This is a genomic window from Amycolatopsis tolypomycina, assembly GCF_900105945.1.
Lineage (GTDB): Bacteria > Actinomycetota > Actinomycetes > Mycobacteriales > Pseudonocardiaceae > Amycolatopsis > Amycolatopsis tolypomycina.
The window spans coordinates 4,432,464-4,454,665 of sequence record NZ_FNSO01000004.1 but is presented as its reverse complement, the minus strand read 5'-3'; the positions used below and the strand labels follow the sequence as shown (position 1 = coordinate 4,454,665).

At 72.9% G+C, this 22,202-nt stretch carries 21 protein-coding genes, 2 tRNA genes and 1 pseudogene; 16 read left to right on the top strand and 8 right to left on the bottom strand.

Annotated features, from left to right (window positions below; genetic code table 11):
- Positions 1-126 precede the first annotated feature (126 nt).
- Positions 127-1,488, top strand: coding sequence for a sigma-70 family RNA polymerase sigma factor (locus BLW76_RS30335; RefSeq protein WP_244170379.1), 1,362 nt, complete (start codon positions 127-129; stop codon positions 1,486-1,488).
- Between the two features lie 31 nt (positions 1,489-1,519).
- On the opposite strand, the gene BLW76_RS30330 is transcribed toward BLW76_RS30335, so the two are convergent.
- On the bottom strand, positions 1,520-3,823 hold the full coding sequence (locus tag BLW76_RS30330) for a PQQ-dependent sugar dehydrogenase (protein ID WP_244170378.1): 2,304 nt from the start codon (positions 3,821-3,823) through the stop codon (positions 1,520-1,522).
- Positions 3,824-4,155: 332 nt separating this feature from the next.
- On the opposite strand from BLW76_RS30330, the pseudogene BLW76_RS50690 reads away from it, so the two are divergent.
- The 4 genes and pseudogenes from BLW76_RS50690 to BLW76_RS30315 form a co-directional block, all read left to right on the top strand.
- Positions 4,156-4,239, top strand: a pseudogene (locus BLW76_RS50690) (hypothetical protein); the annotation flags it as partial.
- Positions 4,240-4,334: 95 nt separating this feature from the next.
- Positions 4,335-4,553, top strand: coding sequence for an MDR/zinc-dependent alcohol dehydrogenase-like family protein (locus tag BLW76_RS49950; RefSeq protein ID WP_244170737.1), 219 nt, complete (start codon positions 4,335-4,337; stop codon positions 4,551-4,553).
- A 63-nt stretch (positions 4,554-4,616) separates the two neighbouring features.
- Positions 4,617-5,486 (top strand): NmrA family NAD(P)-binding protein, encoded by an 870-nt coding sequence (locus BLW76_RS30320; protein WP_425266031.1) that lies wholly within the window; start codon positions 4,617-4,619, stop codon positions 5,484-5,486.
- Between the two features lie 101 nt (positions 5,487-5,587).
- Positions 5,588-6,856, top strand: coding sequence for a hypothetical protein (locus tag BLW76_RS30315; RefSeq protein ID WP_091313777.1), 1,269 nt, complete (start codon positions 5,588-5,590; stop codon positions 6,854-6,856).
- A 7-nt stretch (positions 6,857-6,863) separates the two neighbouring features.
- On the opposite strand, the gene wsfD is transcribed toward BLW76_RS30315, so the two are convergent.
- Positions 6,864-8,360 carry a glycan biosynthesis hexose transferase WsfD gene (gene wsfD, locus BLW76_RS30310; RefSeq protein ID WP_091313775.1) on the bottom strand — a complete coding sequence of 499 codons (1,497 nt, stop codon included), beginning with the start codon at positions 8,358-8,360 and terminating at the stop codon, positions 6,864-6,866.
- 60 nt (positions 8,361-8,420) lie between these two features.
- On the bottom strand, positions 8,421-8,621 hold the full coding sequence (locus tag BLW76_RS30305) for a hypothetical protein (protein ID WP_091313773.1): 201 nt from the start codon (positions 8,619-8,621) through the stop codon (positions 8,421-8,423).
- An 87-nt stretch (positions 8,622-8,708) separates the two neighbouring features.
- Between BLW76_RS30305 and BLW76_RS30300 the strand changes: the two genes are divergently transcribed.
- Both BLW76_RS30300 and BLW76_RS30295 read left to right on the top strand, forming a co-directional pair.
- On the top strand, positions 8,709-9,611 hold the full coding sequence (locus tag BLW76_RS30300; protein ID WP_208613415.1) for an alpha/beta hydrolase: 903 nt from the start codon (positions 8,709-8,711) through the stop codon (positions 9,609-9,611).
- A gap of 52 nt (positions 9,612-9,663) precedes the next feature.
- The gene (locus BLW76_RS30295; protein ID WP_091313771.1) at positions 9,664-10,305 is read left to right on the top strand and encodes a TetR/AcrR family transcriptional regulator; all 642 of its coding nucleotides are present in this window, start codon (positions 9,664-9,666) and stop codon (positions 10,303-10,305) included.
- A 147-nt stretch (positions 10,306-10,452) separates the two neighbouring features.
- On the opposite strand, the gene BLW76_RS30290 is transcribed toward BLW76_RS30295, so the two are convergent.
- Complete coding sequence (locus BLW76_RS30290; protein WP_091320036.1) at positions 10,453-11,901, bottom strand: DHA2 family efflux MFS transporter permease subunit; 1,449 nt, start codon at positions 11,899-11,901, stop codon at positions 10,453-10,455.
- A 167-nt stretch (positions 11,902-12,068) separates the two neighbouring features.
- Between BLW76_RS30290 and BLW76_RS30285 the strand changes: the two genes are divergently transcribed.
- Both BLW76_RS30285 and BLW76_RS30280 read left to right on the top strand, forming a co-directional pair.
- Positions 12,069-12,143: transfer RNA gene (locus tag BLW76_RS30285), tRNA-Val, on the top strand.
- Between the two features lie 34 nt (positions 12,144-12,177).
- Positions 12,178-12,249: transfer RNA gene (locus BLW76_RS30280), tRNA-Val, on the top strand.
- Positions 12,250-12,418: 169 nt separating this feature from the next.
- On the opposite strand, the gene BLW76_RS30275 is transcribed toward BLW76_RS30280, so the two are convergent.
- Positions 12,419-13,018: a TetR/AcrR family transcriptional regulator gene (locus BLW76_RS30275; RefSeq protein WP_091313769.1), complete on the bottom strand. Its 600-nt coding sequence runs from the start codon at positions 13,016-13,018 to the stop codon at positions 12,419-12,421.
- Positions 13,019-13,125: 107 nt separating this feature from the next.
- Between BLW76_RS30275 and BLW76_RS30270 the strand changes: the two genes are divergently transcribed.
- Both BLW76_RS30270 and BLW76_RS30265 read left to right on the top strand, forming a co-directional pair.
- The gene (locus BLW76_RS30270) at positions 13,126-13,878 is read left to right on the top strand and encodes a class I SAM-dependent methyltransferase (protein ID WP_091313766.1); all 753 of its coding nucleotides are present in this window, start codon (positions 13,126-13,128) and stop codon (positions 13,876-13,878) included.
- Positions 13,879-13,954: 76 nt separating this feature from the next.
- Positions 13,955-14,206, top strand: a complete 252-nt coding sequence (locus BLW76_RS30265) for a DUF4287 domain-containing protein (protein WP_091313763.1) — start codon at positions 13,955-13,957, stop codon at positions 14,204-14,206.
- Between the two features lie 133 nt (positions 14,207-14,339).
- On the opposite strand, the gene BLW76_RS30260 is transcribed toward BLW76_RS30265, so the two are convergent.
- Positions 14,340-15,794 carry an MFS transporter gene (locus BLW76_RS30260; RefSeq protein WP_091313761.1) on the bottom strand — a complete coding sequence of 485 codons (1,455 nt, stop codon included), beginning with the start codon at positions 15,792-15,794 and terminating at the stop codon, positions 14,340-14,342.
- A gap of 98 nt (positions 15,795-15,892) precedes the next feature.
- On the opposite strand from BLW76_RS30260, the gene BLW76_RS30255 reads away from it, so the two are divergent.
- Positions 15,893-17,098: a cytochrome P450 gene (locus BLW76_RS30255; protein WP_091313759.1), complete on the top strand. Its 1,206-nt coding sequence runs from the start codon at positions 15,893-15,895 to the stop codon at positions 17,096-17,098.
- A gap of 1 nt (position 17,099) precedes the next feature.
- Here the strand turns inward: BLW76_RS30255 and lexA are convergent, their stop codons facing one another.
- The gene (gene lexA / locus BLW76_RS30250) at positions 17,100-17,753 is read right to left on the bottom strand and encodes a transcriptional repressor LexA (RefSeq protein WP_091313757.1); all 654 of its coding nucleotides are present in this window, start codon (positions 17,751-17,753) and stop codon (positions 17,100-17,102) included.
- 275 nt (positions 17,754-18,028) lie between these two features.
- Between lexA and BLW76_RS30245 the strand changes: the two genes are divergently transcribed.
- The 3 genes from BLW76_RS30245 to BLW76_RS30235 all read left to right on the top strand — a co-directional run bounded on the left by BLW76_RS30245 (position 18,029) and on the right by BLW76_RS30235 (position 20,486).
- Complete coding sequence (locus tag BLW76_RS30245) at positions 18,029-18,541, top strand: lytic polysaccharide monooxygenase auxiliary activity family 9 protein (protein ID WP_091313755.1); 513 nt, start codon at positions 18,029-18,031, stop codon at positions 18,539-18,541.
- A gap of 88 nt (positions 18,542-18,629) precedes the next feature.
- Positions 18,630-19,484 (top strand): helix-turn-helix domain-containing protein, encoded by an 855-nt coding sequence (locus BLW76_RS30240; protein ID WP_091313752.1) that lies wholly within the window; start codon positions 18,630-18,632, stop codon positions 19,482-19,484.
- Positions 19,485-19,544: 60 nt separating this feature from the next.
- The gene (locus tag BLW76_RS30235) at positions 19,545-20,486 is read left to right on the top strand and encodes an NADP-dependent oxidoreductase (RefSeq protein ID WP_091313750.1); all 942 of its coding nucleotides are present in this window, start codon (positions 19,545-19,547) and stop codon (positions 20,484-20,486) included.
- A 44-nt stretch (positions 20,487-20,530) separates the two neighbouring features.
- On the opposite strand, the gene BLW76_RS30230 is transcribed toward BLW76_RS30235, so the two are convergent.
- Positions 20,531-20,980 (bottom strand): hypothetical protein, encoded by a 450-nt coding sequence (locus BLW76_RS30230; RefSeq protein WP_091313747.1) that lies wholly within the window; start codon positions 20,978-20,980, stop codon positions 20,531-20,533.
- 243 nt (positions 20,981-21,223) lie between these two features.
- Between BLW76_RS30230 and BLW76_RS30225 the strand changes: the two genes are divergently transcribed.
- Positions 21,224-22,198 carry an Acg family FMN-binding oxidoreductase gene (locus BLW76_RS30225; protein WP_091313745.1) on the top strand — a complete coding sequence of 325 codons (975 nt, stop codon included), beginning with the start codon at positions 21,224-21,226 and terminating at the stop codon, positions 22,196-22,198.
- Positions 22,199-22,202: the final 4 nt, after the last annotated feature.

The window sequence follows — 22,202 nt, the reverse complement described above, 5'->3', positions numbered from 1 at the left end:
CGCCAGGCACTCGTTTGGCGCGAAATCGGGAAAGTCCTTTCGGCGCCGCAACCTTGCGCAGGTGTCACTCGTTGCGCGACTATCTCGGGACGTTCTGCACGTGCATGCGCACGGCGAGGGGGAGTGGTGACCGAAGTGGCGCCGGCGGTGGCCGGGACGACGGACGTCCCGAGCGACGCGGCCTTGATCGCGGCGGTCCGCGGTGGCGACGTCGCGGCCTACGGCGAGCTCTACGACCGGCACCTCGTCGCCGCCCGCCGGGTGGCGGCCGCGATCGCGGCCGACGCGGCGGAGCGGGAAGACCTGATCGCCGAAGGCTTCACCCGGGTCCTCCGGATTCTGCGCAACGGCGAGGGCCCGGACGAGGATTTCCGGCCGTACCTGCTGACGACCATCCGGAACACGATGATCAGCTGGCGCCGGCGCGACGCGGCCGTCTCGGTGGTGGCCGAGGTCCCGGACGTGACGCCGAGCGCGGGCAGTGACGAGCCGGTCGGCAGCCGGTTGCACGCCACGGTCGCCGCGGACGCGTTCACGAGCCTGCCCGAGCGGTGGCGCACCGTGCTCTGGCGCACCGAGATCGACGGCGAGTCGCCCGCGAAGATCGCCGAGGACCTCGGGATGACGCCGAACGGCGTAGCCGCGCTGGCCTACCGCGCCCGCGAGGGCCTGCGCCAGGCCTACCTCGACCAGCACGTTCCCGAGGCGCGGCGGCGCAACTGCAAGAGCGTCTCCGGTCAGCTGGCCAAGTTCGTGCGCGACGGCATCTCCGACCACAAGGCGCACCGGATCGCCGCCCACCTCGAGCGCTGCCCGGACTGCCGGGAGCTGGCCGACGGGCTCCGGCAGCTCAACCAGGAGCTGCCCGCCACGGTGGCCCCGCTCATCCTGGGCGTCCCGATCGTCTCGCAGTGGCTGTCCACCACCGGCTCGATCGCCTCCTCCGGTGCCGCCGCGGGCGCCACCGGCACGGGGGCGTCCGCCCTGTCGTGGGCGACGGCGGCGAAGGTGGCCGCCGCGGGCGCCGCGCTGGTCACCACGGTGACGATCGGCGCGAGCACGTCGAGTGACGCCCCGCCGCCGTTCACCGGCGAGGGCACGACGACCCAGCCCGTGCGCACCGGTCCGCAGGCCGGCTCCCGCGCCGGTCTCCCGCCGGGCGGCGTCGTGCCGACCTCGGACGCGGCGGGCACGGCCATTCCCGGCGGAACGGGCGTGGAACCGACGGGCGGGCAGCCGGCCGGCGAGACCGGGGGCGCCGCGGAAACCGGGGAATCGGGGGCCGCGGGAACCGGAACCGGAACCGGAACCGGTAACGGCAATGGCAACGGGAACAACGGGAACGGGAACGGGAACAACGGAAACGGTCTCGGGAACGACCCGGCCGCGAAGTCGTCCAAGCAGGCGGCCAAGGAGTCGTCGAAGGCCGCGAAGGAATCGTCGAAAGCGTCGAAGAAGGCCGAGAAGAGCAAGAAGAACGGGGAATGACCCGGCGCCGTGCGGCGCCGGGTCAGCCCGCTCAGCAGGGCTGCAGCAGCCAGCAGAGCCGGTAGTTCGCCTGGTAGGTCGCCCCCGTCGCCGGCGCGACGACGTTCTGCGTCCGTGCGCCGCCGTGCGCCCAGCTGGTGAAGGCGTACTTCATGTTCAGCGGGGGCAGGTTCTGCGGGCTGTTCGCGCTGATCGAGTTGGTCGACCCGGCGATCACCGTCCGGGAGAACGGCGTGCGCTGCTGGGTCCCGCCGACGGTGAGCATCGCCTGGCTCGGGCTCGAGGTGAAGTTCAGCGTCACCGTCTTCGGCTGGAGATCGATCGTCTTGGACCCGGTCCGGCCGGTCGAGTCCGTCGCGGTCAGCGTCAGCTGCAGATACGACGGGTACTCGTGGTCCGGCGCGACGAACGAGCCCGCGGCCACGCCCGGGAAGTCCTGGACGTTGTGGGTGTGGCAGGTGCCGTTGGCCGCGCAGTGCCGGATGGCGAGCCGCCACGACAACGCCGAAGGCGGCAGCTCGCCGTCCTGGGCGTCGACGGCCCGGCCGGAGAAGCCCACCGTCTGCCCGACCGACCAGTTCAGCGTGGCGGCCGGGGTGTCGATGACCGGCACCGGGTCGAGCCCGGCCGGGGTCCCGACGGTCACCCGGACGGTCGTGGCCGCCGACGCCCCGCGGGAGTCGGTCACCCGCAGCCCGGCGTCGACCGCCGCCGCGGTCGTGTAGGTCCAGGTGGGCTTCGGGGCCGCCGAATCGTCATAGGCGCCGTCGGCGTCGAGGTCCCACGCGTAGGACAGCGTGTCGCCGGCGTCCGGGTCGGTGGAGCCGGTGCCGTCGAACTGGACGGTCAGCGGCGCCGGCCCGCTGGACGGCGTGGCCGTGGCCACCGCGACCGGCGGCCGGTTGGTGCCGCCGGCGTAGCTCACCCGGCGCAGTTCGCCGGCGCCCAGTGCGACGTAGAAGAGGTCGCCGCCGGGGCCGGTGAGCACCTGCACCGGCGTGCTCGCGCCGGTCACGAACGGCACCAGCTTGCTCGGGCTCGGCTGGCCGGAGACCGTCTGCATCGCCCAGATGCAGCCCCGGGAGGAGTCGGCGAAGAACAGCGCGCCGGCGTACTCGGCGGGGTAGTTGCTGCCGGACTCGAACGCGATCCCGCTGATCGAGGAGCCCCCGGTCGGACACGGGTCGGTCGCCACGACCTTCGCGCCGTGGTTGTAGGCGTAGAAGGGCGCGGTCTGCCCGCCCGCGGAGTACAGCGACTCGCAGCGGTCGAGGTTGGCGCCGTCGTAGCCGGCCTGCCGGGCGCTGCCTTCGAAGCAGGGCCAGCCGAAGTTCTCGGCCACGCCGTCGCCGGCGTTCGCGACGCGGTTGATCTCCTCCCAGGTGTTCCAGCCGACGTCACCGGCCCACAGCTCGCTCGTGCCGGGCCGGAACCCGAACCGGAACTGGTTGCGGGAGCCGTAGGCGATCACCCGGCGGGCGTTGGCGTCACCGCTGCTCGCGAACGGGTTGCCGGGCAGGCCGTCGCCGGTGTCGGGGTCGAGGCGCAGGATGGCGCCGTTGAGCAGCACGGGCTGCCCGGCCGCGCGGCGCGGCGACTGCGACCGCAGGGCACCGCCTTCGGCCGACGGCGGGCTGAGGTTCGTGCCGGCCGGTGCGGGCGGGTCGGCGCAGGGGTTGCCGACCTGGCCGTAGTCGGCGAAGTTGAAGCTGGCGCCGTCGCCGCCACCGGCGTACAGGGCGCCGTCCGGGCCGAAGGCCAACGAGCCGACCGAGTGGCTGGGGTACTGCTGGCACCAGCCGGTGACCAGGGGTTTCTCGCTGACCGCCGTCCCGGCCGGACCCATGGTCAGTTGGGAGACGCGGCCGGTCACGACGCAGCCCTGGTCGGTCGCGCCCGGCGGGGTCGGGCAGGTGTCGCCCCACTTCGGCGCGGTGCCGCCCGGCAGGGCGTCGAGGGTGTAGGAGACGTAGACGTACGGCCGGGCCGGGAAGGCCGGGTCGACCGCCAGCCCGAGCAGGCCGCGGTCCCAGAAGTCCTGGGTCGGGGTGCGGAGGTCGGCGAACACGGTGGCCGTCGGGTCGGCCAGGTTGTCGAACACCTTGACGATGCCGCTCTTCTCCGCGACGAACACCCGCCCGTCGGGGGCGAACGCGGCGGCCGTCGGGGAGCTGAGCCCGCCGATGGCGAGCGTGTCGGTGAAACCGGTGGGCACGGCGGCGGCCGGCGCCGCGGTGGCGACGGCGACCGCGAGGGCACCGGCGAGGGGCACGACCACGCCCGCGGCGAGCAGGCGTCTCGATCTTCGGGGCAGCGGGAAACGGCGAAAACCCATCACGAACTCCTCGTGCGGCGGGGACCGGACTGGCGCGAGCGCCGTCCGGTATGGCGCGTGGCGTCCGAAAGTTGTTACGCCGACGCAAGAAAAATGCACGAACAGCTCAATCCCGTTAGGGGTCAACGACTTGGCGGTGCTCGCGCGGCCGTCCCGGTGCGGCCATGCTGGTGACACCCGGGGAACGAGGAGGGCGCCCGTGACACAGCTGCCGACGACGATGCACGCCTGGCGCGTGCGGCGGCCGGCCCGATGGCGACCGGGCCGGTGGACCCGGTGCGGGCTCCCGTGCCGCGCCCCGAGCCGGGGGAGTCGCTGGTGCGCGTGCTGGTGTGCGCCCCGAGCCGGGGGAGCTGCTGGTGCGCGCGCTGGTGTGCGGCGTGTGCCGGACGGACCTGCACGTCGCCGAAGGTGACCTGCCGGTGCACCGGCCGGGGGTGACGCCGGGGCACGAGGTCGTCGGCGAGGCCGCGGCGGGACGCTCGCCGTCGCGGGGATCCACCTGCCCGACGTGCCGCCGTTGGACTACCAGCGGCACCTGTTCCAGGAACGCCGGCTGCGCAGCGTCACCGCGAACACCCGGGCGGACGTGCGGGAGTTCCTGGCCTTCGCCGGGCCGCACCACCTGGAGGTCAGCCCGGTGCCCTACGCGCTGGTCGCGGCGGACCGGGCGCTGACCGACCTGGCCGCGGACCGGGTGACCGGAGCGGCGGTGCTGCGAGCTCCTTGATTTCATTGGTAACTCCAGAGTGTTATCGATGATGCTAACGTGGTTAGTATCAACGTGAACACCATGAAGGGGTGGACCATGATCATCATCACCGGCGGTACCGGCAAGCTCGGGTCGGCGATCGTCGACCGGCTGCTCGACCGGGTTCCGGCGGCCGAGGTCGGCGTCAGCGTCCGCGACCCGGCCCGGGCGGTGGGCCTCGCCGCCCGGGGCGTCCGGGTCCGGCGCGGCGACTTCGCCGACCCGGCCTCGCTCGCCACCGCGTTCGAGGGCGCGGCGCAGGTCCTCGTCGTGTCCACGGACGAGACGGGCCCGGAAGCCGTGATCCACCACGTCGCGGCGATCGAAGCGGCCCGCTCGGCGGGCGCCAAGCGCGTGCTCTACACTAGCCACCAGGCCGCGGCCGCCGGCTCGCTGTTCGCGCCGATGGCCGACCACGCCGCGACCGAGCGCCGGCTCGAGGGTGCGCCGTTCACGGCGCTGCGCAACGGGTTCTACGCGGCGACGGTGCCCCTGCTGCTGGGCGGCGCGCTGGAGACCGGCGAGCTGGCCGCACCGGCCGACGGACCGGTGTCCTGGACCGCCCACGCAGACCTCGCGGAGGCGGCGGCGATCCTCCTCGCCTCCGACGGCCGCTTCGAGGGGCCAACGCCACCGCTGACGGCCCCGGTGGCGCTCGACCTCGAGGAGGTGGCCGCCCTGCTGACCGACCTCACCGGCCGTCCGATCCGCCGGGTGGTGATGTCCGACGACGCCTGGGCGGCAGGGCTGACCGACCACGGCGTCCCGGCGGCACGCGCGGAACTCCTGCTGGGCATGTTCCGGGCGGCTCGCCGTGGCGAGTTCGCCGCGGTGGGGCCGGACTTGGAGACCCTCCTGGGTCGGCCGGCGACGTCGTTGCGAACCGTCCTGGCCGAGGCGCTCACGCACTAGCCGGCGGCGCGAGGAGGGTCCACAGTAGACGGCCGCGCGGGTACAAGAGACATACAAGCCCGGTGTACGAATTTTGGATTGCGCACTGGCGTACTCCTCCCATGCGAACTCCGAAGGCGATCCTCCTCGCGCTGGCCGTGGCGGCCGGCGTACTGGCGCTGCCCGGGACGGCGAGCGCCGCCTACAGCGACCCGTTGACGACGACCACCAAGCAGAACCTCGTGTGGCACGCCACGCCGGCCGCCGCGCTGACCGCGCTCGACAACGCCTTGCCGAACGTCAGCATGAACACCGTCGTGAACGACCCCAGCTACACCATGACCGGCTGTACCGCCGCGGAGAAGGCCTCGCTGCCCAAGGCGCCGGTGGCCACCAAGGCGATGTGCTGGGACGCCGACCGCGCCGGGTCGACCGCGTGGGTTCCCCAGGCCATCACGACCTCCGGGGACGCCGACAACGACGGGAAGTGGGGCGACGACAAGATCATCCTGTCCGGCTGGCACGGCACCGACGAACTCAGCACCAGCAACGAGAACCGGTACAACGACGCGCGGATCCAGGCGATCAACTACAACGACCCCGCCAAGCCGACGTACCGGATGCTGTACCTGGCCGTGCCCAACAGCACCGGCAGCAGCTTCTCCGCCGCCGAGGCGCACATGGGCGGGATGGCCTGGTACGGCGACAAGATCTACGTGACGGCCGTGGGCAGCACCTCGACCGCGATCAGGGTCTTCAGCACCAAGCACATCCTGCAGATGACCGACACGACGTCGGGCGCGATCGGCAAGACGTCGTCCGGGTACGCGGCTTGGACGTACAAGTACGCGATGATGCAGATCGGCTACTACAGCTATGCGGGCGGCACCTGCAACATGGCCTCCGACACCGCGGTCCCGTGCTTCTCGTCGATGTCGCTGGACCGCAGCACCACCCCGGCGAGCATCGTGACGTCGGAGTACTTCAAGGAGACGAACCTCCACGGCCGCCTCAACCGCTACCCGATGGGCGAGGACTACCTGCTGGCGGCGGGGTCGTCCGGCACGGTGACCGCGACCGAGGCGTTCCGGAGCAACGTCGGCAACGTCCAGGGGGTGCTGTCCAACAACGGCAACTGGTACGTGGCCCACAGCTCGGCGACGATCAACGGCCAGCTCTGGGCCCAGACGACGGCGAAGAGCACCTCGGCGAAGTGCGAGAACGGGACGACGACGGCCTGCTGGGCCATGCACCCGGAGGCCCTGACCTACGACTCCTCGACGGGCCTGGTGTGGTCCATGGCGGAGTGGTCGACGGCCGAATGCTCGGCGAAGAACCAGGTCTGCGGCCGCTCCGTGTTCGCGGTGCCGCTGTCTTCGCTGCCCGCGTGAGGAGTGTTCAGTTGACCGGCGCCGCCGGCTCGGGTTCCCGGGCCGGCGGCTCGGCCGCGGCGCGGCGGCGGTTCCACAGCTCACGGCCCCGCCGCAGCAGCACCGGGGCCACCATGACGCACAACGCCAGCGCCGTGACGTCGAGCAGGTACGCGGCCAGCCAGACGTGCTTGGCGATCTCGAAGTACCCGTCGCCGACCACCGACATCGCCGCGATGCCCAGCGCGCTCGTCACCGCGACACCCGCGACGATGCCGTAGCGCGTCGTCGCGCTGCGGCGGCGCGCCAGCGCCACCACCGCGGCGGCCAGGCCGAGCAGGACGAGCAGCGCGGGCAGCCACGGCACGCCCATCCCGTCGAGCCACTGCTGGAACGTCGTCGCGTCGCCGCCCATGTCGCCGCTGACCGGCGCCGAGTTGTCCGGGGGACGGCTCACCGCCGACCACGGCTCGTCCGGCAGGTACGGCAGGCTCCGGCCCAGCGTCGCCTGGAGGCCGACGCCGATCGCGTGCAGCAGCACGCCGGGGTGCTCCAGCAGCAGGTCCCACGCCTTGTGCTTGACCACGGTGGGGTCTTCGAGCAGCACGTCCGAGCCGGCGAGCGCCTCGGGGCCGTCCGGGTAGTAGGCGTGCCCCGCGCTGTCCTGCGCCGCTTCGGGCAGGCCGAGCCGGGACGCCGAGCCCGGCACCTCGGCCAGCGCGAGGGTGTAGACGACGTTGACCGCGTTGACGTCGGCGTAGTTGCGTTCCTGCCACGCCAGGTTCGCGCGGATCGGGGCGATGATCTCCAGCACGAGCAGGATCGCGAGTGCCGGCCCGACGAACCGGCCGGTCCACCACTTCCCGCGGCCCGGGCGCGCGGCGGTGACCGCGCAGACGAGCACGGCCAGCACGAACAGCGGCAGGAAGCCGATCTTGGCCAGCCCGCCCACGACCCCGCCGACGGCGACGAGCACGAGGGCGGCCAGCCGCGCGAAGCCGTCTTCGGCCCTGGTGGCGGCGATGACCGCGAGCCCGCACATCAGCGTGTACGCGCCGAACAGGCCGGCCGGCTCGGCGAACGTCGAGAGGAACAGCCGCGCGAAGGCCGGCTCGAGCAGGGGGAGCAGCGGGGGCACGAGGAACAGCAGCCGCTGGTGGCCGCGGGCCTGCAGCGCCCAGGCCGCGAGCAGGGTGACCAGGAAGACCAGCAGCACGTACAGCCAGCCGAGTTCGAGGAGGCTGAACGAACCGTGCCCGTTGGCGACCGAGCCGAACAGCACCGCGGCGCTGGAGGGCTGCGGATCCGGGCACGGTGTCCCGCGCCCGAAGTCGAGCACGACCCCGCCCAGCCAGCTCGCCTTGTGGTTCGGCGTCGCGGGCGTGAGCCCGGGCCCGCAGAACAACCGGTAGCCGTCCCCGTTGTCCCCGGCGCCGGTCGGTGTCCCGCCCAGCAGGCCGAGGACGAGCGCCAGCGCGAGCGCGGCGACCGCCGCGGTCGCCGTGGCGATCCCCCACCTCTTCATGCCGGTCAGCGTAGGTGGTCGGCCTCCGAGGTGGTTCCGGAACACCCGATTTGCGGGTGATCAGGCTCCGGGGTGCCCGCAGGCGTAGACGTTGGCCGAGGCCAGCGTGACACAGGCGGGGCAGGTGTTGACCGGGCGGTCGCGGCGGCCGTAGTACGGGTGGCGGGCGCCGCACAGCGCCGTGATCACGTCCCCGGGCCGCGGATCCGGGTGGCACCGGGGGCAGTAGGCGTGCGCGGCGCGTTCGACGTCGGCGGTCATGTCCGGCGGATACCCCCGTCCGGGGCGCACCAACCTGCCCGCGATTTAACTCAAGCGCTTGACTTAAAATGGGGTACGCTGTCCGTTATGACCCTCGAGGAACCGGTGACGCTGTCCGCGGTGGCGCCCGAGCTGCGGGCCCGGGTCCGGCGGATGCCGCGCCTGCCCCTGGAGCGGGCCTGGGTACGGCGGCTGGTGCGCGTGGCGACCGCGCGGATGCGGCCGCCGTCGCTGCCGGACGTCGACGTCGAGCTGCGGCCCGGCCTGCGGGTCCACCGGCCGCGGACCCCGCGGTCCGACCTGACGCTCCTGTGGATCCACGGCGGCGGCCTGGTCATCGGGGGCGCCGTCCAGGACGACCGGTTCTGCGCCGAAACCGCCCGCGAGCTCGGCATCACCGTCGTGTCGGCCGAGTACCGCCTCGCCCCGGAGCACCCGTACCCCGCCGCGCTCGACGACTGCCACGCCGCCTGGACGTGGCTGCGGGGCGACGTCGCCGCGGAGCGGGTGGTCGTCGGCGGGCAGAGCGCCGGCGGCGGGCTCGCGGCGGCCCTCGTGCAGCGCCTGCACGACGAGGGGGAGCGGCCGCGCGCGCAGTGGCTGTTCTGCCCGATGCTCGACGACCGCACCGCGGCCCGGCGCGCCCTCGACGGCGCCCGGCACCGGGTCTGGGACAACCGCCTCAACCGCTTCGGCTGGCGCGCCTACCTCGGCACCGAACCCGGCGCGCCGGTCGTGCCGCACTACGCGGTGCCCGCCCGCCGCGACGACGTCGCCGGGCTGCCGGAGACGTGGATCGGCGTTGGCGACATCGACCTGTTCCACGACGAAGCCGCCGAGTACGCCCGCCGGCTGCGCGCGGCCGGCGTCGCCACGACGTTCCACCTCGCGCCCGGCGGGCCGCACGGGTTCGAGGCGTGGGCGCCGTCGACGGGGTTCTCCCGCCGCTACCTGGAGACGGCGCGGGCGTGGCTGGGCCGTCTCCGGTGACCGGCTCCGTAAGGTGGGGGCCGGCAAGGCGTCGGGTGGACCGGGTGGGTGGATGAACGTCAAGGCGGATCGCGCGAGTGCCACGCGGGAGAGCATCCTCGTGACGGCGGAGCGGTTGTTCGCCGAGCACGGCGTGCACGCGGTGTCCAACCGGCACATCAGCGAGGCGGCCGGGCAGGGCAACAACGCCGCGGTCAACTACCACTTCGGGACCAAGGTCGACCTGGTGCGCGCGATCGCCCGCAAGCACTCCGCGCGGGTCGAGCGGCTGCGCGAGGAACTCGTCGAGGCCATCGACGGCGACGGCGACCTGCGCGACTGGGTGGCGTGCCTGGTCCGGCCGAGCACGAGCTACCTGCACGAGCTGGGCGCGCCGACGTGGTTCGCGCGGTTCAGCGCCCAGGTGATGACCGACCCGGCCCTGCGGGCGATCATCGCGGAGGAGTCACTGTCCTCACCGGCCCTCGCCCGCGCGGTCGAAGGCCTCAACCGCTGCCTCGACGGCCTGCCCGCCGAGGTCCGCGCCGAGCGCAGCGACATGGCCCGCCAGCTGATGATCCACATGACGGCCGAGCGTGAGCGCGCACTGGCCGAGGGCACGGCCACCCCCCGCGCGAGCTGGAACGACGCGGGCACGGGCCTGATCGACGCGCTGACGGGCCTCCTGCTCGCCCCGGTGACCCCGCCCTCCTGACCCCACCGGACGACACGAGGTCCGGTCCGGCTTCGGCTTCGAACGTCATGAAAGAGTCGTTCATGACGTCAGACGTCATGAACGACTCTTTCAGTGCATCCGCGACAGCTCCGACACCCCCGCCGACCGCGTCGCCCGTTCCAGGACTCAGTGCTCCGAAGTGGACGGTGCCGCCGGGCGGCCGCGGCGGATCAGCCAGCTGCCCGCGAAGGCGACCAGGCCGATGACCCCGGCCACGAGGAACGCCGCCCGCAGGCCCGCGGCGTCCGGGCCGGTCGCCGCCGCGTCGTGGCTGCCCAGCGTCGCCACGCTGACGAACATCGCCGTGCCGAGCGCGCCGGCCACCTGCTGCAGCGTCGAGAGGATCGCGCTGCCGTGCGAGTACAGGTGCTCGGGCAGCACCCCCAGCGACTCGGTGAACAACGGCGTCATCATCAGGCCCAGCCCGGCCATCATCAGCACGTGGATCCCGATCACCGCCACCAGCGGCGAATCCGGGCCCAGCACCGCGAACAGCCACAGCGAAGCGGCCATCGCCGCGGCGCCCGGGATCACCAGCGGGCGCCCGCCGACCTTGTCGAACAGCGCGCCGACCGGCCGGCCCAGCAAACCCAGCACCAACCCGCCGGGCAGCACGGCCAGCCCGCTGACGAACGTGCTCGTGTGCAACACCGTCTGCAGGTAGAGCGGCAACAGGATCGCCGCCGCGCCGATCAGGCACACGAACAGCAACGCCGTCAGCACCAGCGCGACGACGAAGCTGCGGTGGGTGAACGGCCGCAGGTCCAGCAGAGCCCGATCCCGGCGCTGCAGCCTCAGCTGCCGCCAGGTGAACACGACCAGCGCGGCCACGCCGACGACGATCGGCACCCAGCCCGGCACCAGCGGCTCGGCCCCGGCCTGCTCGCCGCCCGACGACAGCCCGTACAGCACCCCGCCGAACCCGATCGCCGACAACAGCACCGACGGCACGTCCAGCGGCACCCGGCGGCGTTCGCCGTCCAGCCGCAACAACACCGCCCCGGCCACCAGCGCGGCCAGCGACAACGGCAGCACGATCCAGAACATCCAGCGCCAGCCCAGCGACGACAGCACCGCGCCGCCGATCGTCGGCCCGATCGCCGGCGCCACCGCGATCACGATCGTGATCGTGCCCATCGTCGCGCCACGCCGCTCCGGCGGCACCAGCCGCATCACCGTCGTCATCAGCAACGGCAGCATCACCGCCGTGCCGCACGCCTGCACCACCCGCCCGGCCATCAGCAACCCGAACCCGGGCGCCAGCGCGCTCAGCACCGTGCCCAGGCTGAACGCCGACAGCGAGAACAGGAACACCTGCCGCGCCGAGAACCGCTCCAGCATGAACCCGGTCGTGGGGATGACGACCGCCATCGTCAGCAGGAACCCGCTGGTCAGCCACTGCACCGTCGTCGTCGGGACCCGCAGGTCGACGGTCAGGTCGCGCAGCGCGACGCTCAGGATCGTCTCGTTGAGGATCATCACGAACGCGGACAGCACGAGAACCCCGATGAGGAGTCCCGAACGCGCCGGAGTGCGAGTCACGTCGGCGGGCGGGGTGGACACGGTTTCGGTCATCGGGGTGGGACTCTCCTGGTCGGCCGGGACGGCCGTGCCGAACACGGACGTCCTTCGCAGTCTGCCCGTTTCCGGGCCTGCCTGTCAGGCGGTTTTCCGTACAGCGGACCCCCTGCACGGCCCCGCGGGGCATCCGATATGCTTCTGCCATCAACAAGTTCCGCAGCGCGCGATTAGCTCAGCGGGAGAGCGCTTCCCTGACACGGAAGAGGTCACTGGTTCAATCCCAGTATCGCGCACCACGAGTCCACCCCCGGATTTCGTGACGTAGTATACGGGCGATTAGCTCAGGGGGAGAGCGCTTCGTTCACACCGAAGAGGTCACTGGTTCGATCCCAGTATCGCCCACGATCTTCGCGGGAGAGCCCTGTTTGCGGAACACGCAAACGGGGCTCTTCTCGTTGTGTCCTGTGGGGGCCGAGCCCCCACACCCCCGCCGGGGGCAAGCCCCCGGACCCCCGGCGCGTGGTCGCCTTTTCGTGTTGGCTGCCCGGGGGATCCACTTCGGACTGCTTGGTCACAGCAGGCGGCGTTGGAGGGGGTCGGCCATGATCGTGTCCACCGTCTTCTTCACTTCGCTGTCCGGTGGGAGGGTTCCTCTTCTGCGGCCCGCGTAGAGGAGGTGGGCCGCGCCGATCAGGGACAGGGCCAGGGAATTCACCTCCGCGTCCGCCGCTATGCGACCCTGTTCGCGCTCGGCGGACAAGTAGCCCGTGAGCATTTCGCGGGCTTCCGTCAGGAGCGGTAAGCCGTCGCCCTCCTGGCGGAGGCGGGTGCGGAGCCCGTCGCGGAAGAAAACAAGACTCGTCAACGCCACCGAGACCGGATCGAACAACTCGGCCAGGGCGGCCACCAGGTTTTCGGCCACCGTACGGGTTCCCGCCGCCGCCCGCAGGAGTGCCGACTGGTCCGCCAGGCGGGCGATGCGGTCGCGGACGAGTTCGGCCAGGAAGTCGTCGAAGTCGGCGAAGTGCCGGTGCAGCACGCCCTTCGCGACGTCCGCCTCCGTGGTCACCGCGCGGCTCGTCAGCGCGTCCGGGCCGTCGCGCAGAAGGACCCGTTCGGCCGCGTGGAAGAGCTGCTTGCGCACGTCGCGCAGATGGACCCCGGTCGGCATGCGCCCATTCTCCGGCACGCCGGGCGCGAACGCCCGCGCGGTTGCCCGAGTGGGCAAGTGCCCACTAAAGTGGGCGCATGCCCACTCAACCGCACGAAGCCCGTGCCATGGCCGAATCCTTCGGTAGTGACGCCGAACGCTACGACCGGGCCCGCCCCGAGTACCCGCGCGAGCTGGTGGACCGGCTCGTCGCCGAAAGCCCCGGCCCCGACTTCCTCGACGTCGGCTGCGGCACCGGCATCGAGGCGCGGCAGTTCCGCGCCGCGGGCTGCCGGGTGCTCGGCGTCGACCCCGACGCGCGGATGGCCGCCTTCGCCCGCCGCGCCGGGATCGACGTCGAGGTGGCGAAGTTCGAGGACTGGGACCCGGCCGGGCGGACGTTCGACGCCGTCGTCGCCGGGCAGGCCTGGCACTGGGTCGACCCGGTCGCGGGCCCGGCCAAGGCGGCGGCGGTGCTGCGCCCCGGCGGGCTGCTGGCGGTGTTCGCGCACGTGTTCCAGCCGCCCGCGGAGGTGGCGGACGCCCTGGTGGCGGCGTGCCGGCGCGTGCTGCCCGGCCTGCCGTTCGCGGGGGAGTCCCGCCCCGCGGCGGAGATCTACGACGTGATGTTCGCCGGTTTCGCCGACGCCATCGGCAAAGCCCCCGGGCTGGGCGCCCCGGAGCGCCGACGGTTCACGTGGGAGCGGACGTACACGCGCGAGGAGTGGCTCGACTTCCTGCCCACAACGGGCGGCCTGACGCGACTGCCGCCGGACGCCCTGGCCGAGGTGCTGGCCGAAGTCGGCGCAGCGATCGACGGGATCGGCGGCAGCTTCGTGCTGCCGTACACGACGTTGGCGGTGGTGGCGCCGAAGGCTTGACAAGAAAAGTTGTCGGTGAGACGGTGGTGTTATCCACGAAGAACCCGACTTCGTTCGGCCGAACCCCGGAGCAACCATGTCTTTTCAGGCGTACCTCGACAACGCGGAGAAGCAGACCGGCATCACCCCACGCGGCTTCCTGGACCTGGCGGCGGGCAAGAAGCTGACGAAGGCGGGGGAGATCGTCGCCTGGCTGAAGGCGGACCACGGCCTCGGCCACGGCCACGCCACGGCGATCGCCCGCCTGGTGACGAAGGGCCCGGAGTACGTCGCGGAGCACCACGCGGGCGGCGTGCTCCACCTCGACGGCCTGGCCGCCCGCAAGTAATCCGGCCGGCCGCCGGGGAAGGGCGCGCGCTGGGTCCTGTCAGGCGAGGCCGGCTCGAGAACGTCATGAAAGAGTCGTTCATGGCGTCTGAGGTCATGAACGACTCTTTCATGACACGGGAAGCCCAGCGTCGTCAGCGGCCGGCTGTTGTCGCGGGCTTCGGTTGGGTCACCTCCGCGGCGGCCGGCGCGTGCCGGGGCAGGAATGCCGCGATCGCCAATGCCAGCAACGCCGCCGCCGCGCCCATGCCCAGCACGAGGCGGAAGCCGTTCTGGGATGGCAATGTCGCCGGGCCGAACGAAATCGTCAAGCGGGCCAGGATCAGGCCTGCCGTTGCGCTGGACACCGATGTCCCGATTGACCGCATCAGCGTGTTGAGGCTGTTGGCCGCCGCTGTTTCGGAGACCGGGACCGCGCCCATCACCAGGGCCGGCATGGCGCCGTACGCCAGGCCGATGCCCGCGCCGATGATGCTCGACACCAGTACCAGGTGCCACGTTGCGCTCATCAGGACGATGCCCAGTGCGTAGCCCGCCGCGACCACCACCGCGCCGAGCATCAGGGTCGTCTTCGGGCCGCGGGTGCGGGAAACGCGGGCCGACACCGGGGCCAGTGCCATCATCACCAGACCCGACGGTGCCATCACCAGGCCCACCGCGAGCATCGACCGGCCGAGGCCGTACCCGGTCGCCGTCGGCAGCTGCAGCAGCTGGGGGAGGACCAGGGACATCGCGAACATCGCGAAGCCGAACACCGCCGAGGCGATGTTGGTCAGCAGCACCTGGCGCCGGGCCGTCGTCCGCAGGTCCACCAGCGGCCGCGCCGTGCGCAGCTCCCAGCGGCCCCACAGCAGCAGCACGACGGCGGCCGCGGCGAACAGGCCCAGCGTCGCCGCGCTGCCCCAGCCCCAGTCGGCGCCCTTTGAAATGGCCAGCAGCAGGCACACCAGCGCGATCGAGAGCCCGGCCGCGCCGGGGACGTCGAACCGGCCGCCGGTGCGGACCGGCGACTCCGGCACCAGCGCGACGACCAGTGCGGTGACGACCACGCCGAGCCCGGCCGCGGTCCAGAACAGCGCGTGCCAGTCGGCGTTCTCGGCCAGCAGCGCCGCCGCGGGCAGACCCAGCGCGCCGCCGACGCCGAGCGACGCGCTCATCAGCGCCGTGGCGGAACCGAGCCGCTCGGCGGGCAGCTCGTCGCGCATGATGCTGATCCCGAGCGGGATGACGCCGGCGGCCAGGCCCTGCAGGGTCCGGCCGGCGACCATCGGCACCAGCGTGTCCGACAGCGCGCCGATCGTCGAGCCCGCGACCAGCGCGCCGAGGCTGATGAGCAGCATCCGCCGTTTCCCGTACATGTCGCCGAGCCTGCCCATGGTCGGCGTCGCCACCGCGCCCGCGAGCAGGGTGGCGGTGATGGCCCAGGTGGCGTCGGCGGCGGAGGCGTGCAGCAGCCCGGGCAGTGCCGGGATCAGCGGGATGACCAGCGTCTGCATCAGCGAGACGGTGATGCCCGCGAGGGCGAGGACCGCGACGACGAGGTTCGCGCGCGGCGACGCCTCGGCGGCGGCTCTGGATGGCTCGGGCAACGTGCGGTCCTCCGGAAATCGAATTAAATCAGTCGCTTGACTTAGCGTAGCAGTCTTCGGTTGACTGATCACGAACCGATGGCCACCGCGGAGGAACGATGACGACGACCGCCGAGCTCCCCGAGTTCCCGATGCCCCGGGCCGCGGGCTGCCCGTTCGACCCGCCGCCCGCGGCCCGCGCGCTGCAGGAAGAGGCCCCGCTCGCGCGCGTCCGGCTGTGGGACGGCAGCACGCCGTGGCTCGTCACCCGCCACGCCGACCAGCGGGCGCTGCTGGCCGACCCGCGGGTCAGCGCCGACGTCACCCGGCCCGGCTACCCCAGCCCCGCGCCGCTGCCGAAGGGTGGCACCGGTATCAGCTTCATCCTGATGGACAACCCCGAGCACGCACGGCTGCGCAAGATGGTGACGGCGCCGTTCACCATCCGCCGGGTCGCCGCGATGCGCCCGGCCGTGCAGAAGATCGTCGACGACCTGATCGACGAGCTGCTGGCCGGACCGAAGCCGGTGGACCTCGTCGAGGCGTTCGCGCTGCCGGTGCCGTCACTGGTGATCTGCGAGCTGCTCGGCGTCCCGTACGCCGACCACGATTTCTTCCAGGAGAACAGCAAGGTCATCATCCGCCGCGACGCCGGGCCGGAAGAGCGGGCGGCCGGGCACCGGGCCCTGATCGGCTACCTCGACGAGCTGGTGGGGGCCAAGCTCGAGAACCCGGCCGACGACCTGCTGTCCGGGCTGGCCGCGCGCGTCGCGGCGGGGGAGCTGACGCGGGCCGAAGCTGCGCAGATGGGCGTCCTGCTGCTCATCGCCGGCCACGAGACGACGGCGAACATGATCGCGCTCGGCACGCTGGCGCTGCTGGAGCACCCGGACCAGCTGGCGCTCCTGCGGGAGGGCGACGACCCGGCGCTGGTCGCGTCGGCGGTCGAGGAACTGTTGCGCTACCTGAACATCACGCACAACGGACGTCGCCGCCTCGCGCTGGAGGACATCGAGATCGCCGGCGAGACCATCCGTGCGGGCGAGGGCCTGATCATGGCCAACGACATCGCCAACCGCGACCCGGACGTCTTCCCCGACGGCGACCGGCTCGACCTGACCCGCGACGCGCACCGCCACGTGGCCTTCGGGTTCGGCGTGCACCAGTGCCTCGGCCAGCCGCTGGCCCGGCTGGAGCTGCAGGTCGTCTACAGCACGCTCTACCGGCGGATCCCGACGCTGGCGCTGGCCACCGACGTCGGGCAGGTCCCGTTCAAGCACGACGGGTCGGTGTACGGCGTGTACGAGCTGCCCGTCACCTGGTGAGTCAGACGCTCCGCAGCACCGACACGACCGCGCCGAGGATCACCGCGCGGTCGCCGTCGATGACGTCGTAGGCCGGGTTGCGGGGCTCGAGGTACACGTGGCCGTCGCGGCGGCGGTAGACCTTGACCGTCGCCTCTTCGTCGATCATCGCCGCGACGATCTGGCCCGAGTGGGCCTCGGACTGCTGCTTGACCACGACGATGTCGCCGTCGCAGATGGCCGCGTCGATCATCGAGTCGCCGCGGACGCGCAGGCCGAACACCGTGCCGCGGCCGGTGAGGTCGCGGGGGAGCTTGAGGACGTCGTCGGTGTGCTCGACGGCCGAGATCGGCGTGCCGGCCGCGATGTCGCCGACCACGGGCACCGGCACCGAGTCGCCGTCCTCGGCGGCGGCCGAGCCGTTGAGGAACGCGCGGACGTCGATCGGGCGCGACACGGTGGCGCCGCGGCGCAGGAAGCCCTTGTCCTCCAGGCTCGCCAGGTGCTTCGACACCGACGACGTCGACTGCAGGCCGACGGCCTCGCCGATCTCGCGCGTGCTGGGGGAGTAGCCGTGCTGGACCACCCAGTCCCGGATCGCGACCAGGATCCGCTGCTGCCGCTCCGGCAGGGCCGAGGGGTCGAGGTGCTCGAACGTGTCGTCGTAGGTGGTCACGGGCGTGATCCTAGGGGCAGTGGGCGGCCCGTCGCCGCCCGGTCCCCGGGTCGCGGTCCCGCTCACCGGAACGGCGGGTGACAGTTGGCTCCTTACCAACAGCATTCGTTACTTGGCGATCCGTTGACCTCGGTAACGAAGAGACGTATGGTCTAGACCACAATTTTCCTTCGCTCGTAACCCTTCCCGTCGCGGCGGACCTCTTCAGCGAGGCCGGGGCCGCGGCCTCGCCGTGCCCGGCGGCGGGATGTGAGCCCGTCCCCGAAGGAGCTGGTATGAACCGCAAACTGGTCGCCGCCGCGGCGGGTGTCCTCCTGGCCCCGGTACTGGTGGTGCTCAACCCCGCCGGGATCGCGAGCGCGCACGGCTACGTCAGCTCGCCGGCCAGCCGGCAGGCGCAGTGCGCCCAGCACGTCGTGTCGTGCGGGGCGATCCAGTACGAACCCCAGAGCGTCGAAGGGCCCAAGGGCCTGCGGTCCTGCAACGGCGGCGTGGCCCGGTTCGCCGAGCTCAACGACAACAGCAAGGGCTGGCGCGCCGCCGGCGTCGGCCGCACGGTGACCTTCACCTGGACGTTCACGGCCCGCCACCGCACGTCGAACTACCAGTACTTCATCGGTGGCCAGAAGATCGCCGAGGTGAGCGGCAACAACCAGCAGCCGCCGGCCACGGTCGCGCACCCGGTGAACCTCGGCAACCGCACGGGCCGCCAGACGGTCCTCGCGGTGTGGAACATCGCGGACACGACGAACGCCTTCTACGCCTGCATCGACCTGCAGGTGAGCTGACGCTCGCCTGTCCACTGTGGCCGGACGGGCCGGGTCGCCGCGCGGCGACCCGGCCCGCCCGCCGGAGGAACACTGGCACCCTGGTGCCATGGCTCTGCACGAACTCGGCGCGGCGGTGCGCCGGCTGCGCGAAAACACCGACCCGGCCGCGGCCGGGCTGCCGGCCGGACGGCGGCGGACGCGCGGGCTGCGGCGGGAGGAGCTCGCCGAGCTGGCCGGGGTGTCCGCCGACTACGTGCGGCGGCTCGAACAGGGGCGCCGCCACCCGTCCGCCGGGGTGGTGACCGCCATCGCCGGTGCCCTCCGGCTCGGGCGGGCCGACTACGAGCGGCTCTGCGCGCTGGCCGGGTACGCCGCGGTCGACGGGCAGGTGCCGCGCGAGCCCGGGGCGGCGGCACTGCGGCTGCTGGAACGGTTCGGCGGCACCCCCGCGTTCCTGGCCGACCCGGCGTGGAACGCGGTCGCCGTCAACGGTGCGTGGCTCGCGCTGCAGACCGGCGGCCCGGCCGGGCACGACCGGGACTGGAACGTCGCCTGGCGCACGTTCCGCAACGCACCCCGCGGGATCAGCCGGGACGACGACAGCGCCGCCGGGTTCCGGGCGATGCTCGCCGCGCGGCTGCGGGGCACGGCCCTGCGCTACCCCGCGGACGCGTCGCTGGCGGGGCTCGTCGACGAGCTGCGGACGACGAGCCGGCCGTTCGACACCCTGTGGCGGACGCCGGAAACCGTCACCACGTACGAGAACCGGGCGGTGTTCCGGCATCCCGACGGTGCGGACCTCGCCCTCGACGGCAACCTCCTGGAAGTGCCGGCGGACGGCCTGATGGTGGTGGTCCTCACCGCGGCACCCGGGTCACGCGACGCGGCCCGGCTCGGGGAGCTCGTCACCGCCGCCGGGCCGCCGTCCGTCGTCAGGGTGGGCCAAACCGGCCCAGGCTGATCCGGCGCGCGGCCGCGATCCTGGGGGCGAAGTGGATCACGGACGAAAGCGAGCAACCCGATGAAGGCAGTGCGGTTCCACGAGTACGGCGATCCCGGCGTCCTGCGCTACGAGGACGTGGAGCTGCCGGTTCCCGGGGCCGGGCAGGTCCGGATCCGGGTCGCGGCGACGTCGTTCAACCCCGTCGACGGCAACATCCGCGGCGGCTTCATGCAGGGCCCGATCCCGGTCGTGCTGCCGCACACGCCCGGCATCGACGTCGCCGGCACGGTCGACGCCCGGGGCGAGGGCGTCACCGGGTTCGAAACCGGCACCCCGGTCGTCGCCTTCCTGCCGATGGACGGCCCCGGCGCCGCCGCGGAGTACGTCCTCGCCCCGGCCGAGGCGCTCACGACGGCGCCGACGAGCGTCCCCCTGGCCGACGCCGCCGCGCTGCCGCTGGTGGGACTCACCGCGCACCAGGCGCTGTTCGACCACGGCAAGCTGACGGACGGGCAGCGCGTGCTGGTCAACGGCGCCGGGGGAGCGGTCGGCGGCTACGCCGTGCAGCTGGCCAAGAACGCCGGCGCGCACGTGATCGCCACCGCCGGCCCGCGCGGCGGCGCCGCGCTCGAAGCCGCCGACGAGGTCGTCGACCACACGGCCACCGACGTGGTCGCGGCGGTGACCGAGCCGGTCGACGTCGTGCTCAACCTCGCCCCGGTCGCGCCGGAACAGCTCGCGGCCCTGGTCACGGTGGTCCGCCCGGGCGGGGTCCTGGTCAACACGACGGTGTGGATGCCCGCCCCCGCCGACGAGGAGCGCGGCGTCCGCGGCATCGACCTGTTCGTCCGCAGCGACGCCGGCCAGCTGGCGCAGCTGGTGGCCCAGGTGGACCGCGGCGAGCTGCGGATCGACGTCGCCGAGCGGGTGCCGCTGGCCGACCTGGCCGAGCTGCACGCGCGCGCCGCGGCGGGCGGGGTGCACGGCAAGGTCGTCGTGGTCCCGGAGCACGTCAAGTAGACGTCGTTGCCGGAACCGGCCGGCCCATCCACTGTGGACGGTGGTCAGCGTGGGTGCGGCGCCGGCAGGCCGGCCGCGGTCAGTGCGGCCCACAGCGGGCGCGCGTCGAACCGCCGCGGCCCCAGGCCTTCGACGAACTGGCAGCCGTAGCCGGCGGCCGTGACGGTGGTCGTCCGGCCCCGGGCGTCGAGGAACCTCAGTTCGAAGCCGGGGCCGAGATCGGCGGTGCAGGCCACGTTCGAGGGCGGTTCCGGCAGTCCGCACGCGGCGGCGGCGACGTTCCGGATCGCGGCCACGTCGGTGGTGCGGTCCTCGGCCGGGGCACGTCCGGTGAGGGAGGGCAACGCGGGGTACAGCGGCCCGCGGACGACGAGTTCCCGCGGCTCGTAGGACGGCGAGCACAGCGCCTCCGCCGTCCGGGGCACCTGCTGGTTGCGGCCGCAGGCCACGGTGCCCAGGGCGACGAGGAGCACGACAGCGGACAGCCGGCGCACGGGCGGTACCTCCTTCGTTCCGGTGCCTCCCGGACGGAACGACCCGGCCTCGGGGTTGCACGGCCCCGGCTCGTCGGCTGCGGGCTTCTGGTGGCGGCCGCCGGCGACCGGGCGAGCTGTTCCCGCGCGACCCGGTCACTGAGGCCTTTGGTCCTCGCCGGACGTGACCCGTGGCCGTCGCGGTGTCCGGTGGGCTCCGGTGATGCTGGCGAGTGCCCGTTCCCCCGATACCGGAGCCCGACGATGAGCCGACCACTGCCCAGCGTGCTCGACCAGGCCCTCGCCTCGGCCGTGCGCGCGCCCTCGCCGCACAACACCCAGCCCTGGCGGTTCGTCCTCGAGCACGACGTGATCGAAGTCCGGCTGGACCGCGAGCGTGTCCTCGCCGTCGCCGATCCGCACGCTCGGGAGGCGCGGCTCGCCTGCGGCGCGGCCGCGTTCAACCTGCAGATCTGCCTGCGGGCCAACGGGTTCGCCACGGTCGTGCGGCTGCTGCCCGACCCGGCCGAGCCGGGGCTGGTCGCCGTGCTGCGGCTCGACGGCAACCAGAAGTCCACCGCGGCCGAGCGCCGGCTCGCCGAGGCCGTGTTCCGCCGGCACACGAACCGGCGGCCGCTGCTGGACAAGGAAGTGCCGCCGGCCGCGCGGGCGGCGCTCAAGGCAGCGGCCCTGCACGAGGGCGGGCAGATCGAATACCTCGACGCCTCGGGCCGCTACACCCCGGTCGCGTCCCTGGTCCGGCAGGCGGAATCCCTGCAGGAGACGGACCACGCGTTCCGCGCGGAGGCGGCGTTCTGGACCCACCGCGGGCCGGACAGCCCCGACGGGGTGCCGAAGATCGCGTCCGGGCCGCCGCCGCAGGGCAGCGGCGTCGTCTCACTGCGCGCGTCGCACGAGAACGAGGACCTGCCCGCCCGCGAGTACGAGCGGGAGCCGCTGCTCGCCGCCGTGCTGACGCGGGACCGGGGCCCGCACGCGGAGGTGCGGGCCGGGATGGCGATGCAGCGGGTCCTGCTCACCGCGACGGCCGACGGGCTGGCGACGTCGTTCCTGTCCCAGCCGTTCGAGACCCCGCGGACCCGGGCCTCGCTCGAGCGGCTCTTCGCGGGGGCCGGGCAGCCGCACACGCTGTTGCGCATCGGCTACGGCTACCCGGCCCGGCTCACCGCCCGCCGCCCGGTCGAGGAGGTGCTGACCCAGCGGACCACGGCTCACTGACCTG

Bases quoted from the DNA above. Each gene is read 5' to 3' on its own strand.
- BLW76_RS30235 (WP_091313750.1), top strand. From the start codon at position 19,545: ATGAAGGCAGTGCGGTTCCACGAGTACGGCGATCCCGGCGTCCTGCGC.
- BLW76_RS30290 (WP_091320036.1), bottom strand. From the start codon at position 11,901: ATGACCGAAACCGTGTCCACCCCGCCCGCCGACGTGACTCGCACTCCG.
- BLW76_RS30275 (WP_091313769.1), bottom strand. From the start codon at position 13,018: ATGCCGACCGGGGTCCATCTGCGCGACGTGCGCAAGCAGCTCTTCCAC.
- BLW76_RS30305 (WP_091313773.1), bottom strand. From the start codon at position 8,621: ATGACCGCCGACGTCGAACGCGCCGCGCACGCCTACTGCCCCCGGTGC.
- BLW76_RS30270 (WP_091313766.1), top strand. From the start codon at position 13,126: ATGGCCGAATCCTTCGGTAGTGACGCCGAACGCTACGACCGGGCCCGC.
- BLW76_RS30315 (WP_091313777.1), top strand. From the start codon at position 5,588: ATGCGAACTCCGAAGGCGATCCTCCTCGCGCTGGCCGTGGCGGCCGGC.
- BLW76_RS30330 (WP_244170378.1), bottom strand. From the start codon at position 3,823: ATGGGTTTTCGCCGTTTCCCGCTGCCCCGAAGATCGAGACGCCTGCTC.
- BLW76_RS30300 (WP_208613415.1), top strand. From the start codon at position 8,709: ATGACCCTCGAGGAACCGGTGACGCTGTCCGCGGTGGCGCCCGAGCTG.
- BLW76_RS30245 (WP_091313755.1), top strand. From the start codon at position 18,029: ATGAACCGCAAACTGGTCGCCGCCGCGGCGGGTGTCCTCCTGGCCCCG.
- BLW76_RS30240 (WP_091313752.1), top strand. From the start codon at position 18,630: ATGGCTCTGCACGAACTCGGCGCGGCGGTGCGCCGGCTGCGCGAAAAC.
- BLW76_RS30255 (WP_091313759.1), top strand. From the start codon at position 15,893: ATGACGACGACCGCCGAGCTCCCCGAGTTCCCGATGCCCCGGGCCGCG.
- BLW76_RS30320 (WP_425266031.1), top strand. From the start codon at position 4,617: ATGAAGGGGTGGACCATGATCATCATCACCGGCGGTACCGGCAAGCTC.
- BLW76_RS30265 (WP_091313763.1), top strand. From the start codon at position 13,955: ATGTCTTTTCAGGCGTACCTCGACAACGCGGAGAAGCAGACCGGCATC.
- BLW76_RS30295 (WP_091313771.1), top strand. From the start codon at position 9,664: ATGAACGTCAAGGCGGATCGCGCGAGTGCCACGCGGGAGAGCATCCTC.
- wsfD (WP_091313775.1), bottom strand. From the start codon at position 8,360: ATGAAGAGGTGGGGGATCGCCACGGCGACCGCGGCGGTCGCCGCGCTC.
- BLW76_RS30225 (WP_091313745.1), top strand. From the start codon at position 21,224: ATGAGCCGACCACTGCCCAGCGTGCTCGACCAGGCCCTCGCCTCGGCC.